The sequence below is a fragment of the uncultured Mucilaginibacter sp. genome (assembly GCF_937859865.1).
Classification (GTDB): Bacteria; Bacteroidota; Bacteroidia; order Sphingobacteriales; family Sphingobacteriaceae; genus Mucilaginibacter_A.
Genome location: NZ_CALMAT010000150.1, coordinates 24,123 through 42,392 on the forward strand (window position 1 = coordinate 24,123; position 18,270 = coordinate 42,392).

An 18,270-nucleotide genomic window follows, 5' to 3' on the forward strand; every position below is an offset into this window, starting at 1 on the left:
ATAAAGTAACTTTAACAATATTTAATACTTAAATTTTATTCATCAATATCTTTAATATCATATTTAAAGTAAGTTGTTGAATTAAAAGGCTTTCCTTGCACGTTTTTAACTACATGTCCACAGCTATCCAGGTTAAAAACCTATCCAAAGCATATCAGTTAGGCCAAATTGGTACAGGCACAATTTCACGGGACTTGGAACGATGGGTCGCCAGAATACGTGGCAAAGAAGACCCTTATCTAAAAATTGGCGAAACCAACGACCGCAGCACAAAAGGCACCAGCGATATTGTTTGGTCTTTAAAAGACATCAATTTTAATATCGAACAAGGTGATGCAGTGGGAATCATTGGCCGTAACGGTGCCGGCAAAAGTACATTGCTTAAACTGTTAAGCCGGGTTACTGCGCCAACAACAGGCAACATTAAAGTAAAAGGCCGAATTGCAAGTTTACTGGAAGTAGGCACAGGTTTTCACCCGGAACTAAGTGGACGGGAAAACATTTTTTTAAATGGTGCCATTTTAGGAATGCGCAAAAGGGAAATCGCAGCCAAGTTTGATGAAATTGTAGATTTTGCAGGCGTTGAACGATATGTGGATACACCGGTTAAACGTTATTCCTCTGGCATGTATGTCCGCTTGGCTTTTGCGGTAGCGGCACACTTAGAATCCGAAATATTGATTGTAGATGAAGTGTTGGCTGTTGGCGATGCGGAATTTCAGAAAAAATGTTTGGGCAAAATGGGCGAAGTAAGCGCAGGCGAAGGCAGGACAGTTTTATTTGTTAGCCACAACATGGCTTCGGTAAAACAGCTTTGTAAAAATGGGATTGTGCTGGATAAAGGAAGCATCGGCTTAATTGGACCGGTTGAAAACGCCATCAGTTTTTACAAAGAACAGGGCATTGTAAAAGAAAACAAAACACTGCTCCAACTGATTAAAGTTAAGCACGCCGCTTTAACAATCAACCATATTTGCATCAACCAAAGTGAAGATGCAACGATAGAATTAAATACAAACGACCATAATTTAGCCATAGAAATTGATGGCTTTGCCACTGATATTTTCCAGTTAAATATTGAAATCAAAATATTTACTTTGGAAGGCGTTCTGGTATCTTTTTATAGTCCGGCACATTTATACGCAGAAATCCTGACGATTGAAAAAGGCAAATTCTCATTCAAAGAAAACATCCAACTTCCGGCTAATTTTGTAAATGGGGAATATACCATGAACATCGAATTAGATTATCCAAACATAGAAAGATATTTAACGATAGACGGCATTTCTTTAATTAAACATGGACAATTAACAGCTACCGGAAAACCTATTAGTTATAATGAGTACGGCTTTTTCCTAATTAATCGAAATGGAAAATAAAGAGTGGCTTGAAAATTATGCCAAACTCAACAATTCTTTTAAAAAAGTTTTAGTTTTTAGGGTTGGGATACAGGCTGGGCTTTTTTCAGAAATTAATCATTTGTTTTTGGCCGTTTTGTTTTGCCTGAAAAACAACATTAAATTTGTATTATCTTCAAAAGGCAGTAATTTTTCTTATGATAAAGGCTGGGATGATTATTTTCTTCCTTTTTGTAAAGAAAGCCAGGCTAAAATCCATCTAAAATACAATGCCAGAAGTTACCAGATCAGGTCAACTATTCCAAATATCATCAAAACTAAACTAATCCGAACAACTTTGGGTATAAATTATTTAACCCAAGACGTTTGGCCTTTTATCCGAGATGCAAAGTTTCAAAACGAAACTTTTAACATACCACAATTAGACATTTCAGGAAATTTGCTTCATTCTTTGAAAGTAGTTACCGATCAGTTGTGGCGCTTTCAACCTACCATCAAACAAGAAATTGATGGTAGAATTACTAATTTAAACCTTCCCTTAGAATACATTGGTGTACATATCAGAAGCGGCGACAAAGCTACTGAAGCAAAATTATCGCCAGTTGATGACTATATCAATTACATCAAAAGCAAAAATTCGACAAAAGAATTGTTTGTATTGACAGACAATTATAGCATTATCAAAGAACTTAAAAGTAATTATCCTGATTACAAGGTTTATACTTATTGCCAGGAAGATGAAAGAGGTTTTAGCGAAGGCGAGTATAATTTAATGAGCAAAGAAGCTAAAAAAACAATGACCATTAAATTAATAACAGATGTAGAAATTTTGTCAAGATCATCAGTTTTTGTGGGTACGCTAAGTTCTAACGTTGGGATTTTTGTTGGCATGAGAAGGAACGCAAAATTATGGTATGGCATTGATGCCAACGATTGGCGGATGTGGTAAACCAAATTTTTATGCCATAAAAGAAGTATGTTATTTTATTATCTAAGTTAATTTTCTCAAAATAGCAACTTCTTTTTTTCAATAATTAAAAGCTTGATTAATTTTTTATTATCAAGGATTGTATGCTTCTTTTATTACTTGTAATTAACATATAGTTGATTTTAATTCACTTATGCTAATTCAATACTAATTTTTATAAGGTAAAAGAAGCATTAACATTTTACTTCCATAAGTACAAACAGTCTTCAAGTTATTTGTAAAAATTGATTTTAAACTTTTGAGTTATAAACTCTACACAGGAACAAATTATCCTGAAAAATTTGAAAGCGAAGAAGTAATTGTTCAATTAGGCATCCATTCTAACTTGGTTACTAAACCTGAAGATGCTGATTTTTTTGTTTTTCCTATCAATTACGAAAAGTTGTATGGTTACAAAGAGCATGAACACAAACACTATAATTATACTGCTGAAGAAATTGAAAGTTTGCGACAAAAACTTTCTGCAATGGTTGCAAATGCAGTAAAGTTGGATAAAAAAATTATTTTGTTTTACTATTATGACCCGGTTGATAAAATCAATGTTCCTAACAGTATCATTTTCAGAACTTCCTTATTAAAAAGCAAGAAAGACACAAATGAATTTGCTTTACCTGCTTATACCAAAGATTTAAGGAAACAAAAAAACCTGACTGAAAATGAACTTTGGCTGGAAAAAACAGACCGTCCAACCATTGGTTTTCGGGGTCAATCAGCGCCACTGAAACTGCCGGTTAAACTTTCTATAAAAAGAACTGTTAACCAATTTTTAAAAAAAGCAGGCATAAACAAACAGTTTAACTTGTATTACAATTTCGGCTATCTTGCACGAAGAGATGCCATTGTTTCCTGCTTAAACAACCCTAAAATTAAAACTGATTTTACCCTAACTACTTTAGAACAAAGTTGGGATCCAGTAAATTCAAAACTGCCTTTTGTAAATAATATTTTTGAAAACCAGTATAACTTGTGCGTGAGCGGCCATGGCAATTACTCTTTTAGGTTGTATGAAATATTAAGCGCTGGTAGGATTCCAGTTTTTATCAATACAAATTGTGTTTTGCCTTTTGAAGAATTTACTAACTGGAAGAAACACGTTGTTTGGATTGAAGAAAAAGATGCCTCAAAAGCAGACCAGCTTATTTTAGATTTCCATCAAACCATTCACCCGGACGACTTTATCCAAGTTCAAAAAAACAACCGGTTATTTTGGAAAGAAAATTTGTCCAAAAAAGGTTTTTACCAAAGTTTACATCAATATTTTCCGCTACTTAAACAAATATAATTTCAAAGTCCTTTTTACCGGCCAAGTAAACCAAAATTTTATAGGGTAAAAACAGTATTAAAAACAATCACTATAAAAACCAGTAAAATTTGTTTATGAACCAACCTTTACTAACCATCGGGATTCCTACTTATAATAGGGAAAAATATTTGGACCGATGTTTGGATTCAATTATTTCACAATTGAATGATGTAAATCAAGCCATAGAATTGGTCGTATCTAACAATGCATCCACAGATTGCACAAAAGATATTGTTGCTAAGCATGCACTAAAAACAAAGATTGATTATTATGAAAATAAAATTAACCTTGGGCCCGATTCTACTTGTTCGATGTGTTTTGATAAAGCTCATGGAAAGTATGTTTGGATTTTAGGCGATGACGAATTTTTGCTAAAAGGAAGCTTGAAGCAGGTTGTTGAGTTATTAAAAGACAAAGATTATGGCGATATTTATTTGCAATGTATCCCCTATCACAAAGAAGATGAATTGGATGATGAATTAGTAACTTGTACGCGAACCATAACTTACCAAGACCCTTTAGCTTTTATCGAAAAAATCCATTATTACGTAACTTTTATTAGCGGCAATATCATCAACAAATCTGTTCTTCCGCAGGATTACAATTATCAAAAGTATATGGGTACAAATATTGTTCAGGTTGGGTGGACAATCAAAGCAATTTATTCGGCAAAAGAAAACCTTTTTGTGGAAACGCCTTTAATTGCTGCCAAACAAAATAATTCCGGAGGCTACCAGTTTGTTAATACTTTTGCTAAAAACTATAATTTTATTCTAAAGGACTTGGTGAAAAATGGACACGATAAAAGCATCATAAAAATTACCAATACCAACCTGATCGCAAATTATTTTCCTGCAAATATTATCAAGCTTTTATATTTTGAAAACAGGTTTGATACCGAAAACCATTATTCCGTATTACATAAAACCTTTTGGAGATACAAAAGTTTTTGGTCAAAACTTTTTCCAATTTATGCAAAATATTGGGCTAAAAAACTAATTGGAAAAAAAATTAAAAAATTTTCTTAACCAATTACAATGAAGGTTTTATTATTTGGTGATGCGCCGATGGCTTTAAACGAAGGCGGAATTAACCAGACCTTGTACAATTTATTTTGTTTTATAAAACCAGAAGACTTTTTAGGAATTACAGAAGTTGACCAAAAAAACCTTAAAAGTTTGGGTTCAACAGAACCTTACACCAAAAGATATAAAAGTTATAAGTTAAACCTAATAAATTTTCGGTTAAACAGGTACATGCAATTTTTGGCACCGTTAATTAACCAAATCAACTTTATACTTTTTAAAAACAACAACTATTCAAAACTAAAGCAGGAAATTATTGCATTTGCACCTGATGTGGTTATATCCTGTTCAAACACAGCAACAGGTATTTTGATGCACAACAAGTTGCTGAACCATAAAAATATAACTTGTCCGGTTGTTCCTTATTTTATGGATGATTGGATGTACAAAACCAAAAACGACCCAATAGGAAACTTAGTTAACAACATTATTAAAGATATGTTGCAAGAACATCATAAGTGGATGATGATTGGTAAAGAATTGGGTAAACTTTTGGCTGAACGTTATGAAGCGAAGCCAGAAAAAATACTATATGCAAGAAACCCGGTAAACCTGCAAGATGCACCTCCAGATCAGCCTTATATCCAAAATAAACCTTTTAAAATTGCTTATGCCGGTGCTTTGTGGCCCATGCATTTTGATAGTTTTTATGCTTTTGCAAAAGCTGTCAAAAACATTTCATTGCAATTTCCTGTACAATTGTTACTTTATACACAGGAAAGCCAGTGGCAATGGCGGCGAAATGAATTAGAACCATTGGGCGTTGTTTATGGCGGGCATCTACCTTATAAGGAAATACATCAACAACTTAATAAAGCGGATGCACTTTTGATTACTGCTTCTTTTAACCAGGAAAATTATACACATACCAAAGCTTCTTTGCAAACTAAAATTACAGATTATTGTAAAGCTAAAAGACTGATTATAAGCTGCGCCCCCTCCTATGCCGCCAACAATCAATTTTTAAAAGAAAACAACTGCGGCGTTTGTATTGAATCAAAGGATGAAAAAGTAATTGCAAACGAGCTATTGACAATTATGCAAAACATGGATGTTTACCAAAAATATGTAAGCAACGCATGGAATACTTTGCATAATTTTTCACAAGAAACAGTCCATAAAAAAATAAAAAATTTTCTCGAAGAAGTTATCAACCAAGCTTAATATTTTCTACTTGCAATGTTCAACTATTTTAAATTATAAATTTGGTTATAACTAAATTAATAAGCGGTTTAGGAAACCAATTGTTGCAATATGCTTTTGGTAGGCAATTGGCTTTAGCAAGAAAAGTTCCGTTAAAATTAGATATTTCTTTTTTTGACAACCAGGATTTGCGTACATATAAATTGAACCACTTTAACATTGATGCGGATATTGCAACTTCAACGGATATTGTACCTTTTATGAAAGAGATTTCGACTTATCAAAACCTACATGCAAAAACTTCTTTTTATGCAAAGGTTTATAGAAATATAGAACCGGTATTTTATCCAAAATACACTAAAAATTATTTTAAAGAAGCTGTTTGGTGGGTTTATGAACCTTCTGTTTTTAAAACGCCCAAAGATGTTTACATAGAAGGTTACTGGCAGCATTACAAGTATTTTGAAAATATGCAACCGCAGGTTTTTGAAGAGTTAACTTTGAAAGACAAGCGAAGTGACGGAGCGCAAAAGTGGTTTTCTAACATTAACAATGATCCTGATGCCGTTGCTGTACATATTCGCCGGGGCGATTATGTAACGGATTCTGGCGCTAATTATTTGATGGGCGTTTTGCCTGTAACTTATTATGATCAAGCTATCCATTATATCAAACAAAAAGTCTCAAGCCCCAACTTTTACTTTTTTTCAGATGACTTGGATTGGGTAAAAGACAATATTGAAACTAATGCACCGGCTTTTTATGTAGATGGCAATGCAGATTACGAAGATTTGGATTTAATGAGGCATAGCAAACATAACATCATTGCAAACAGTACTTTTAGCTGGTGGGCCGCTCTTTTAAACAGGAACACAAATAAAATTGTAATTTCCCCTAATCAATGGTCGCCGATAGATCATGTGAATAAAAACATTAAATTACAATTTCCTGATTGGATTAAATTGTAGTTAATTTGGATTTTATAGTGGTAAAAGAAGCATTGTATCAAAATCCAAGGTTTAGATTAAATGGTTAATTTGGTATCTGCCATCATTCCAAATTATAACCATGAACGTTATTTAATACAACGTATTGATTCTGTATTAAACCAAACTTATCAAAACTTTGAAATCATTATCTTAGATGATTGTTCTTCTGACGACAGTAGGTTGATTATCGAGCAATACAGGAATCATTCAAAAATAAAACATATTGTTTATAATGAAATCAATTCAGGAAGTGTTTTTTTACAATGGGAAAAAGGAATCGCTTTGGCGTCCGGAGATTATATTTGGATGGCGGAAAGCGATGATTATGCAGATAACAATTTCTTAGAATCCCTGGTTAATATAACCAATCAAAACCCAAATGTTGGCTTGGCTTTTTGCGGTTCTAATACAGTAGATGAAAATGGTGTAAGTATTGGAAAATTGGTTCAGGAAGTTGCAAACAACCACAATGGTTATTATTTAAATAATGGCTATGATGAATGTAAAGATGCTTTTTTCTTTCATCCGATTGTACCAAATGCAAGTGCAGTTATCTTTAAAAAAGAAAATTTTTATAAAGTTGATGCTTCTTTTAAACTATATAAAATTTGCGGCGATTGGCAATTTTGGATTGACATCTGTTTTGACAATTACATTGCTTACTGGCCACAATGTTTAAATTACTTCCGCCAGTCTGATACTTCTGTAAGCAGATCGAAACATTATATCAAAGACAATTATAAAATATTTTTATTAGAAAAATTAAAAGTAAGTTTATATGCTTACCGTAAAGTTAGATACAACATTTCATTAAAAAACAAATTAAAATATACAGACATCTATTTGTTCAGTGTAATATTAGAAGCTTCGCGAAAAAGAATTTTTCTAAATAAAGCTGATGTTAAATACATTATAAAATCCTTGTGTTTTTTATCCCCTGTTACCGGGATTGTTTTTTTTAAATCCATGGCAGATGTAATTTTGTTTGGTTTAAGAAAAGTAAACAGAACACTTACCAAAAAAATGTTGCTAAAAACAGCATGAATATTTTTTTAGTTTGTACCGGTTTAGGACACATTAATCGTGGTTATGAATCCTTTGCCCATGAATGCTATGATGCATTAAGAGACACAAAAGATTTCAAATTATACCTGATTAAAGGCGGTGGTAAAAGTACTGGCAATGAAATTGTATTACAGAATTTACCACGTCGAAACAAATCAACGCAATTTATAGCTAAAGTTTTATCTTCTGATCCTTATAAGATAGAACAAGTTACTTTTTGTATATCGTTGCTTCCTTTAATTTTTAAAAAAAAACCGGCTGTTATTTATTATAGTGATTTTTGGTTAGGCACCTATCTATGGCATTTACGAAGGTTACTTAAATTTAAATACAAACTTTTGTTTTCTAATGGTGCACCAAACGGCCCTCCATTTAAAACTGAAGATCATGTACAACAGCTTTTGCCCGTTTATTTAGAACAAGCCATTAAACAAGGCGCACCGGCGTCTATGCAAACGCTTTTGCCTTATGGTTTTAACATTGATAAAGAAGAGCGTTTAAACGACCTTGCTAAAAAAGAAAATATCAGGAAACAATTAGGTTTTTCTTCTGATCAAAAAATCATCCTTTCAGTTGGAACAATTAACAAACATCATAAAAGAATGGATTACCTGATTAACGAAATTGCAAAACTTGGAAAGGATTATTTCTTAATTATTTTAGGCCAGTTTGAAGCAGAAACTGCAGAACTTATTGATTTGGCATCAGCAAAACTTCCCGAAAGACACTTGATCACTAGCGTTACATATGAAAAAGTAAAAGATTATTATATTGCTGCCGATTACTTTGTGCTGGCTTCTTTGAATGAAGGTTTCGGCCGCGTATTGATCGAAGCCTTAAGTTATGGTCTGCCTTGCATTGTTCATGATTATATTAATGCAAAACAAGTTTTGAGTGAAAATGGAACTTACTTGGACATGCAAAAAGAGGATGTTTTGGCTCAATATTTACGAAACACCCATCCTAAAATTGATCCTAAATATTTAATACAAGCTGCCTATAATTGTTATTCTTGGGATGTTTTGAAAGACAGTTATATAAAAATGATCAAACAATTGTTTGATTAAGATTTTGAAAATTGAAAGTCAACAATCAATATTGATTATAATAATATAATTGGGACAAGATTAGCATGTTATCTGTAATTATTCCAACCTATAACCGCAATGATTTGTTAACGCTTTGCCTGGATTGTCTCGATCCAAAATATCAAACGTTAAGTTCTGATCAATACGAAGTAATTGTAACTGATGATGGCAAAAACCAACAGGCCAAACAACTGCTAAAAGAAAATTACTCTTGGGCAAAATGGGTAGCGGGGACACAAAAAGGGCCGGCAGCAAACAGAAATTCGGGTGCAAAAAATGCACAAGGAGAATGGTTGGTTTTTATAGATGATGATTGCTTGCCGGCTAAACAAATTTTAGAAGTTTATCATAACGCATTGTCTGGTTATCCAAATACTTTGGTTTTTGAAGGATGTATCAAAGTCGACCGCGAACAACAAAGTTTGGCAGAAGAATCTCCGGTTAATGAAACCGGCGGCTACTTGTGGTCTTGTAATTTCATGATCAACAAAAATTTTTTTTTAAATACTTTACAAGGTTTTGATGAGCAATTTCCTTACGCAGCAATGGAAGATGTGGACTTGGATTACCGGCTCCATCTGAAAAACATCAAAAAAAATTTTCTAAAAGATGCCATAGTCATTCATCCATGGAGGGTACAAAAAGATATGTATCAAATTACAAAGCAGAGGTTTTTATCTACCTTGTACTTTTTGAAAAAGCATCCCGAAAAGAAAAAGGAAATAAACAGCAAGTATTATTTAATTGCATTTTATAATTCATTCATAAAAAACACTTTAAAAAATGCTGCAGCTTACCAATTTAAAGGCATTTTTAGTAAAATAACTTATGATTTTATGCAATTATACTTTTCTGTTTATATGGCAATTAATAAATAATTTGCTATTTGTATATTTATATCCCGTTTTTTTATAAAACTACTTATTGAATAAAGCAGTATAAAGCATTGTTTAGGCCTTTTTTTTAAAAAACAAAAAAAGTATTTTGATCAAAAAAAACTTATTAAAATTTCTTAAAGCCGGCCTGAACAAATTTCGTAGGCTAAAAACAGTATTGGCTAAAGGAATAAATGTTTATTTAATCAAGCCATTGCGTATCAATTCTAAATATATTGGAGGCCCAAAAGACACTTTACAAACATTTGAAGAAATTATCAATTATGTTGAACTGAAAAAGAAACAGGGAAAACAATATAATCATTGGCAATTTTTTAACAGCAATATTGAAATAAAAGAACCAGTATTTACTTTGGGCACACCTTTGCCAGGTGCAGAAGTTGCGACTTATCAAACCAAAACTACCGAAGACGTTTTCTTAATGCCCAACATCAGGATTTATGCTAAAGATTTTTTTACACTAACGGAAGATGATTATTTATTGGCACCGGTATCTAATTATTATGGCAATGCAAAAAAATCTCACCCGGCTTTTAGTACGCTGTTTTTGCCAAAATGCAAAAAACTGAAAGGCCGTTCCATCATTATCCGTGGCGGTGCTTATTGGCATAAAATGCAGGACGGGCTTCCGATGCTTTACTTGGCCGAACTGGCTGGTTATGATTTTAATAAAATAGATAACTTTATAATTCAAGATAAAATAATAGATAAGAATAGTATTTTTACACGGGTTGGGATCCCGCTTGAAAAGCAGGTTAGATTATATGGGAAAGAAGATGCTTATGATTGCGATGAACTAGTTTTTTCTTCCTGGTACAACAGGAAGGGAAATTGGTACAAAGATTATCTTTTAAAAATCATCAAACCTAATGCTGTTTTTACCCGTACTTTTTCGAAACGGATTTACATCAGCCGGTCGAAAGTAAATACAAGGCGGGTACTGAACGAAGACGAAATAGTAGTTTTTTTAAAAAAATATGGTTTTGAATGTATCCATAACGAAGACCTGAGCATAGACGAACAAATTTACTTATTTCAAAATGTTACAGATATTATTTCTTGTCATGGATCACAACTAACAAATATTATATTTTGCCAACCCGGGACAAAAGTTTGCGAAATAAGACATGTAACCCATAGAATCCATTACCGTAAAGCATTTCATGATTTATCAAACGGCTTTGGTTTGGATTACTATTTATTATATACCAATCAAGGCGAACCATTTATAGACGAAGCAAACAATATGATAGAAACTGATACCCATATGTTTATCCCACTTGCGGATTTAAAACTGATGCTGGATAAAATGCAGTTAAAAGAAATTTTTTAATTCCATGTCAGAGCCATTAGTTTCCGTTATCATTCCTACTTATAATTACACAAATTATATCTTAGAAGCTATTGACAGTATTTTAAGCCAAAATTATCCGCAAGATAAAATTGAAATAATTGTTGTTGACGATGGCTCAACAGACAACACTTTTGAGGTTTTAAAAGATTTGGTTGATAAAAACAGCATCCAATATTATTACCAGGAAAATAAAGGAAAAGCCAATGCTACTTTTAATGCCATACAAAGGTGTACCGGAAAATATGTCTTTAACTTGGACGCCGATGATTACTTTTTACAAAACAAAATTGCGGAATATGTCAAAGTTTTTGAAAGCGATCAGAGTATTGTACATGTAGGAACAGCGGCCAAAGTATTGTACCAGCAAACAAATGTATTGGTAACAGAAAAACTGCCAAAAGACATTTTAGGGAAACCTTTGTATGGCAATTGGCTTTTGCAACGTTTTTACAGCAGCAATATGTTTTTTGGCGGAGGAACTACGTATTCGGCAAGGGCTTCGGTATTAAAAACTATCCAAATTCCGGACGAAGTAGACATGTATATTGATGAATTTTTAATATTGGCCATACTGCCTTTAGGCAAGAGTTTTTTTATAGAAAAACCTTTATCAGTTTGGCGGATGCACAAAGATAATTTTTCTGTTTTTGCAGAGCTAAAAGAAAACCAAATCAAAAAAGACAAAAGGTTGTTGCGATCTTCGGCGGCTGTTTTAAAATATCTTATTGAAAACAACTTTGATCAAAAACTGATTACTATTTACAGTTTACAGGATGCCACCCGTCAAATGGCTTTTAAAGAATCAACTAACAACAAAAAAATAAGCGATATTGTTGATTATGCTTTTAAAGTATTTTTTAAGATAAAACCTGGTTTAAGGTTGATTAATAAATACAATGTAATGAACCGTTTGATACCTTTAAACATCATGAAATTGGTAAAAAAATCATACCAACCAACAAGTATAACTTTTAATGCTGATATCAAATAAAAATAGTTTGAAACTTTGTTTCTTGCAAAAATACGCTCTCTTTCATAGATGAAAACTACTTATATTGTAACACCAAATTACCTGCCAGATATTTGTGGCATTGGAGATTACACTAGTTTTTTATTTAAAAATTTACAGGAAAAAAATGTTGATGTACATATCATTACTTTTTCACAAGATGCAACAGAAAGTGAACAGGTACATGTAATCCAAAAAGGCGAAGAGGAAAAAGCTGCTTCCTGGCTTAAATTTTTAAAACCGCCAACAGAAGTTAACACCATCATTTTTCAGTACGAACCTTATTCGTTCAGTAAAATTGGTATTCCTTTATATTTGATCTATATTGTTTTAGTTTTAAGGATTAAAGGATATAAGCTTGCCGTTATGTTTCATGAGGTAGCAACAAGGTTATACATTTTAAACCCAAAAAAAATCACCGTCAGCCTTTTACAACTTGTTACTGCTTATTTCATTACGGCATTGTCTTCGGCACGGACAACTTCGACTACTTTTAATGCCAAACAATTAAAGCCCTTTCATTTCACGTTTTTGCCCATCCCAAGCAATTTTACCAAAAACAACAACATTGGCCAAACCAATAACAATTTGCCTGCTATTGGTTGCTTTGCCAACCGTGTAGATTCTTTTTTTGCAGAAGTTGTAGATCAAATTTTAAAAAACAATTTGGGCACAGTACTTTTGATAGGCAAACAAAGTAAGGCCAATAATGATGTTTGGACGAAACATAACTTTTATAACAGGCCGGGTTTAACTATTACCGGTACTTTATCACCCGATGGCATAGAAAAATATTTTGACAGCCTTGATATATTTATCCATATGGAAAAGGTTGATGCACACGGAAGAGGCGGCGCATCATTAAAAAACGGAAGTTTGGCAGCGGCTTTGAATTGGGGTTTGCCGGTAATTACCTCAAAAGGCGACATGACAGATGAAAACGCACTGCAAAATAAAGTAAATATTTTATTTGTAAATAACCCAAACCGAACAGAAGACTGGGCTGAAGCTGTTGAAATGTTAAACAACAACCAGGATTTAAAAAAACTAATACAAAAAAATGCTGCTTCTTTTTATGAACATACTTTAAGCTGGCCTGTCATCACCCAAAAATATATTGGTATTTTAAACAACATTTAAATTATCATTAGCAAACAAAATATAGGTGTAAAAGAAGTATTGCATCAATATTAGTTGAAAATATACATAAACCTTGTTCTATAATATTAATTTGAAAATACTGTTTTTATCACATAATTTTTACCCATACATTGGCGGGATCGAAGCTAACTCGGATATTCTGTCTCGTGCTTTTTTTAAAGCCGGCCATGAAGTCCGTGTTTTAACCTGGACAAAGTTTTCGGGCGAAAACAACTTCCCTTTCCCAATTGTAAGAAATCCATCTGTATTCCGGTTGTTAAAAGAACATCAATGGGCGGATGTTGTATTTGAAAATAACCCTTGTTTACGTTTGGCCTGGCCAAACTTGATTTTTAAACATATTTCCGTTATCGCTTTGAACACCTGGGTTTCTCGTATTGACGGAGAAACGGGTATCCACGGAAAAATAGGTTTGCAAGACCGCTTAAAGTTTTTGTGGTTTAAACGTGCATCCAAGGTAATAGCTGTAAGTGATGCCATTAGGAAACACAGTTTTCCACCGGCCATTGTCATCGGCAACCCTTATCAGTCAGACGTTTTTAAAATTATTCCTAATATTATCAAGAGCGAAGCATTTGTTTTTCTTGGGAGATTGGTATCAAATAAAGGTGCAGACGAAGCAATAAAAGCAGTGCAAAAATTGATAGTGATGGATCAAAAAGAACACTTTTTAACTTTTAAGCCTACTTTAACCATCATTGGAGACGGGCCAGAAAAACCAAAGCTGGAGAAACTGGCCACCGATCTGGGCTTAGCAGCATTTGTAAACTTTGTTGGCCCTCTTCGGGGCAATGATATTGCAGTTTGTTTAAACAAACATCGTTATATGCTCGTGCCATCGTTATGGGAAGAACCTTTTGGCAATGTTGTTTTAGAAGGAATGGCTTGTGGCTGCCTGCCCATCGTTTCGAATGGCGGCGGATTGCCCGATGCAATCGGAAACGCGGGCATTAGTTTTAAGCGTGGCGATACTGAAGCAATGGTTTTGTGCATAAAAAGAGTACTGCAAAACCCGGAATTAGAGCAACAGCTTCGTAGTGCTGCCAAAAGCCACCTTGCTAAACATTATCCTGATATAGTTTCACAACGTTACTTGGAAGTGATTGAAAAAGCCGCAAAAAGTACGTTTAAAGCAAATTAATGAAAGTAATTATTTCGCACCCTACCGGTAATGCTTTTTTTCGTGCCGCTGCACTCGGCCTTTATAAAGCCAATATGCTTGCCGGTTTCAGAACCACTGTAGCCACCTTTCCCGGTAATGTATTTGATAAACTGAGCACCTTTGGCCCTTTTGCAGAATTTAACAGAAGACATTATGACCCGGCATTGGCACCATACACAAAAGTATGGCCCTGGCACGAACTTGGACGGTTCGCCGCTACGAAAGCAGGTTTTAAAAATCTGGTTAAACACGAAACCGGAATATTTAGTGTAGATGGTGTTTACCAAAATTTGGATAAAAGGGTAGCTAAAAGCTTAAAACAACTATCTGCTGAAGGAACCAACGCTGTTTATGCTTACGAAGACGGTGCCATATTTTCTTTTCGCGAAGCCAAAAAACTACAACTTAAGTGTTTATATGATTTGCCTATTGGCTATTGGCGGGCATCAAAACGGCTTTTAGAAATAGAAAGTGAACGTTGGCCGGAATGGGCTGCAACTTTAACCGGATTAGAAGATTCGAAAGAAAAATTAGAACGAAAAGACGAAGAGCTTCGTTTAGCAGATAAAATTTTTGTTGCCAGCCAATTTACGGCAAACACGCTTAAAGACTATCCCGGTAAATTAGCGCCTGTTGAAGTTATCCCTTATGCGTTTCCGCCGGTTGCCAGTTCCCGTAATTACGATTTAGGTTCGGTTTCCAAACCACTAAAATTACTTTTTGTAGGTGGATTGTCGCAAAGAAAAGGAATAGCTGATCTTTTTGCTGTGGCTGATAAACTTAAAAACCATGTCGAATTAACTGTTATTGGAAAAAAATCAACTGATCTATGTCCTGCTTTAAATGCGGCACTAGCAAAATACCGATGGATTCCAAGCTTGCCACACCACAAGATTTTAGAACTGATGCGCGAACATGACGTGCTTGTTTTTCCTTCCCTGTTTGAAGGTTTTGGATTGGTGATTACAGAATCCATGTCTCAAGGTACGCCGGTCATCACAACAGATCGTACTGCCGGCCCGGATTTAATCAAACACGGAGAAAACGGCTGGCTGGTGGAAGCCGGTTCAACAGAAGCACTTCAAAAATCAATTGAAGAATTGTTAAGTAAAAAAAGTATTATTGCTGAGATTGGACGTCAGGCTATGGATACAGCAAGTAAAAGGACGTGGGAGGTTTATGGTATAGAGCTTGCAAAATCAATTAACAAGTTATAAATATTAGTATATGATTAGGTTTATCAGTAAACAGCAATATAAGATTCCAAATAGCGGGTCTTACAATAAAAAATTTTATGTTTATCTTTAATGTTAAATAAATGAGTTCAACAGAAACTATATCAATTGTATTAGCAAGTGATAATCATTATGCTGTGATGATTGCAGCATTAATTAAGTCAATTGAAATACATCATAAATCAAATGAACTATTGTTGTTTCTAATAATAGACGATGGGATTTCGAATAAAAACAAAATTAAAATACAAAATTCTGTTGACCTAAAAACAACTACTTTGCAATGGATAAAGTCTGAGGATATATTGTCAAAAGAAATTAAACTCCCTACTGATAGATCAACTTTCCCATTTACTGCCTATTTTAGATTATATGCACCATATATAGCAGCACCAGATTGTAAAAAATTAATTTACATGGATGTTGATATGATTGTTTATGACGACATATCGAACTTGTACAACGTTGATATTGGAGATAATGTAGTAGGTGCTGTACAAGATTACATGTTAATAGCAAAGCATGGCATCCCAAATTATAAGGAATTAAATATTTCATCAGAAACAAAGTATTTTAACTCAGGATTACTATTAATTAATCCAAAAAAATGGATTGAATTAAATATTATCAATTATGTAATTGATTGTTTAATCATAAACAAAAAACACGTGATTTATCCAGATCAATACGGCTTAAATATTGTTTTACAAGATCGATGGCATGAGCTTGATCGTATTTGGAACTGTAGCCCTTTATTCGATTTTCCACCAAATCCAAGTATTGTACACTTTTTGGATATAAAGCCAATTTTCAAATCTTGCTTTGCACAAGAAAAATATAAAGAAGAATTTTTTCGATTACTAAGTTTAACAGCATTTAATGCTTTCAAGCCTATAAGTGATTATCAAAGATTATTTAAAAAGGCATTCACAAAAGCTAAAAAAATACTTAATAACAAGTAGCAAACTTTTGAAGAAAGATACAAAACTTGTGATGTGTATTTACAAATATTATTTTTTTTAAAATAAATATTAATAATGGATATTAAAATACTTAATACTAGTTATTCAACTATTACTTTACCTAATAGCTTTAAAGTAAAAAAACAAGATCCAAATTTAATAATTAAGCAAGGAATTTATATTTATTTTTTATTATTAATTTTAGAAGGGGCTTTAAGAAAATGGTTCTTACCTGGACTATCAGGTCCATTACTAATCATTCGCGATCCTGTTGCAATATGGTTAGTATATATAACTTGGAGAAGAGGTATACTAAAGGCTAATATTTATTTAAGTGTGATAGTTGTCATCGGATTCGTAAGTATTTTTACTACTTTACTACTTGGTCATGGAAACTTAATTGTTACTTTATTTGGGGCCAGAGTATTATTGTTTCACTTTCCGATAATTTTTGTTATTGGGAAAGTCTTTAACCGTGAAGATTTGATTAAAGTAGGTAAAATAGCCTTATGGATATCTATACCAATGACAGTTTTATTAGCATTACAATTTTATAGTCCTCAAACTGCTTGGGTAAATCGTGGTGTTGGTGGTGATATGAAGGGTGCCGGTTATACTGGTGCACTTGGATACTCAAGGCCTCCCGGAACTTTTTCTTTTACAACAGGCGTAACTATGTTTTATAGTTTACTCGCTCCATATATATTTTATTTCTGGCTTTATCCCAAAAACGTAAACCGGTTACTGCTAATAGCTTCAACTTTAGCTTTATTAGGTGCTATTCCTTTTTCTATAAGCAGGGGTTTATTTTTTCAGGTATTATTAACAGCCATATTTACAATATTAGCTACATTTAGAAAACCACAATATATAGGTAAGCTTATATTAGTTCTAATTACGGTCTTTATAGCTTTTTTAGTATTAAGTCAAACCAATGTATTTCAAAAATCTATTGAAGCATTTACCACCCGTCTCACAACTGCATCTAAGGATGAAGGCGGGGTAAAAGGTACACTAGTAAGACGTCAAATAGGTGGATTACTTTTAGCCCTTGTAGGTGCTCCAGATTTTAACCCACCTTTTTTTGGTTATGGCATAGGAATGGGCACTAATGTTGGCGGTCAATTATTAGGGGGAGGGAGTGGTAAACTATACCTTATTGCTGAAGGTGAATGGGAAAGGACAATAGGAGAAATTGGATATTTATTTGGGCTTACTGTGATTTTTATAAGGTTAGGATTTACGCTTAAACTTTTCATAGGAAGTTATAAGAGGTTGGCTGCCGGAGATTTACTACCATGGCTTCTTTTAAGTTATGCAATTTTAGAAGTTTCACAAGGAAATTGGGCACAACCAACCTCGCTTGGATTTTCCGTTTTTGATGGTGGATTAGTTTTAGCCTCTTTAAATCCAAGTAGTATTAAAAAAGCAGTAAGGTATAGGGCTATCAACAGCGAAGCCCTTGCTTAATA

At 33.5% G+C, this 18,270-nt stretch carries 16 protein-coding genes; all 16 read left to right on the plus strand.

Features of this window, described 5'->3' with window-relative positions:
* Positions 1-113: 113 nt before the first annotated feature.
* The 16 genes from Q0192_RS16275 to Q0192_RS16350 all read left to right on the plus strand — a co-directional run bounded on the left by Q0192_RS16275 (position 114) and on the right by Q0192_RS16350 (position 18,268).
* Complete coding sequence (locus Q0192_RS16275; RefSeq protein ID WP_299291073.1) at positions 114-1,379, plus strand: ABC transporter ATP-binding protein; 1,266 nt, start codon at positions 114-116, stop codon at positions 1,377-1,379.
* Complete coding sequence (locus tag Q0192_RS16280) at positions 1,369-2,307, plus strand: hypothetical protein (RefSeq protein WP_299291075.1); 939 nt, start codon at positions 1,369-1,371, stop codon at positions 2,305-2,307. The genes Q0192_RS16275 and Q0192_RS16280 overlap by 11 nt, the downstream gene beginning before the upstream one ends.
* A gap of 277 nt (positions 2,308-2,584) precedes the next feature.
* The gene (locus tag Q0192_RS16285) at positions 2,585-3,628 is read left to right on the plus strand and encodes an exostosin family protein (RefSeq protein ID WP_299291077.1); all 1,044 of its coding nucleotides are present in this window, start codon (positions 2,585-2,587) and stop codon (positions 3,626-3,628) included.
* A 95-nt stretch (positions 3,629-3,723) separates the two neighbouring features.
* Positions 3,724-4,677, plus strand: coding sequence for a glycosyltransferase family 2 protein (locus tag Q0192_RS16290; RefSeq protein ID WP_299291079.1), 954 nt, complete (start codon positions 3,724-3,726; stop codon positions 4,675-4,677).
* A 9-nt stretch (positions 4,678-4,686) separates the two neighbouring features.
* The gene (locus Q0192_RS16295) at positions 4,687-5,898 is read left to right on the plus strand and encodes a hypothetical protein (RefSeq protein ID WP_299291081.1); all 1,212 of its coding nucleotides are present in this window, start codon (positions 4,687-4,689) and stop codon (positions 5,896-5,898) included.
* A 41-nt stretch (positions 5,899-5,939) separates the two neighbouring features.
* Positions 5,940-6,845 carry an alpha-1,2-fucosyltransferase gene (locus Q0192_RS16300; RefSeq protein WP_299291083.1) on the plus strand — a complete coding sequence of 302 codons (906 nt, stop codon included), beginning with the start codon at positions 5,940-5,942 and terminating at the stop codon, positions 6,843-6,845.
* A gap of 60 nt (positions 6,846-6,905) precedes the next feature.
* Positions 6,906-7,910: a glycosyltransferase family 2 protein gene (locus Q0192_RS16305; protein ID WP_299291085.1), complete on the plus strand. Its 1,005-nt coding sequence runs from the start codon at positions 6,906-6,908 to the stop codon at positions 7,908-7,910.
* The gene (locus Q0192_RS16310) at positions 7,907-8,998 is read left to right on the plus strand and encodes a glycosyltransferase family 4 protein (protein WP_299291087.1); all 1,092 of its coding nucleotides are present in this window, start codon (positions 7,907-7,909) and stop codon (positions 8,996-8,998) included. Before Q0192_RS16305 ends, Q0192_RS16310 begins: the two co-directional genes overlap by 4 nt.
* Positions 8,999-9,063: 65 nt before the next feature.
* Positions 9,064-9,897, plus strand: a complete 834-nt coding sequence (locus Q0192_RS16315; protein ID WP_299291089.1) for a glycosyltransferase — start codon at positions 9,064-9,066, stop codon at positions 9,895-9,897.
* Between the two features lie 175 nt (positions 9,898-10,072).
* A complete protein-coding gene (locus Q0192_RS16320) occupies positions 10,073-11,248 on the plus strand; it encodes a glycosyltransferase family 61 protein (RefSeq protein ID WP_299291091.1) in 1,176 nt (391 codons plus the stop codon).
* 4 nt (positions 11,249-11,252) lie between these two features.
* Complete coding sequence (locus Q0192_RS16325) at positions 11,253-12,260, plus strand: glycosyltransferase (RefSeq protein ID WP_299291093.1); 1,008 nt, start codon at positions 11,253-11,255, stop codon at positions 12,258-12,260.
* A 48-nt stretch (positions 12,261-12,308) separates the two neighbouring features.
* Positions 12,309-13,418, plus strand: a complete 1,110-nt coding sequence (locus Q0192_RS16330) for a glycosyltransferase (RefSeq protein WP_299291095.1) — start codon at positions 12,309-12,311, stop codon at positions 13,416-13,418.
* A gap of 91 nt (positions 13,419-13,509) precedes the next feature.
* Positions 13,510-14,580: a glycosyltransferase family 4 protein gene (locus tag Q0192_RS16335; RefSeq protein ID WP_299291097.1), complete on the plus strand. Its 1,071-nt coding sequence runs from the start codon at positions 13,510-13,512 to the stop codon at positions 14,578-14,580.
* Positions 14,580-15,818, plus strand: coding sequence for a glycosyltransferase family 4 protein (locus Q0192_RS16340; RefSeq protein WP_299291099.1), 1,239 nt, complete (start codon positions 14,580-14,582; stop codon positions 15,816-15,818). The genes Q0192_RS16335 and Q0192_RS16340 overlap by 1 nt, the downstream gene beginning before the upstream one ends.
* A gap of 101 nt (positions 15,819-15,919) precedes the next feature.
* Entirely contained in the window at positions 15,920-16,798 is an 879-nt protein-coding gene (locus Q0192_RS16345) for a glycosyltransferase family 8 protein (protein WP_299291101.1), read from the plus strand.
* A 75-nt stretch (positions 16,799-16,873) separates the two neighbouring features.
* Positions 16,874-18,268 (plus strand): hypothetical protein, encoded by a 1,395-nt coding sequence (locus Q0192_RS16350; protein ID WP_299291103.1) that lies wholly within the window; start codon positions 16,874-16,876, stop codon positions 18,266-18,268.
* Positions 18,269-18,270 lie beyond the last annotated feature (2 nt).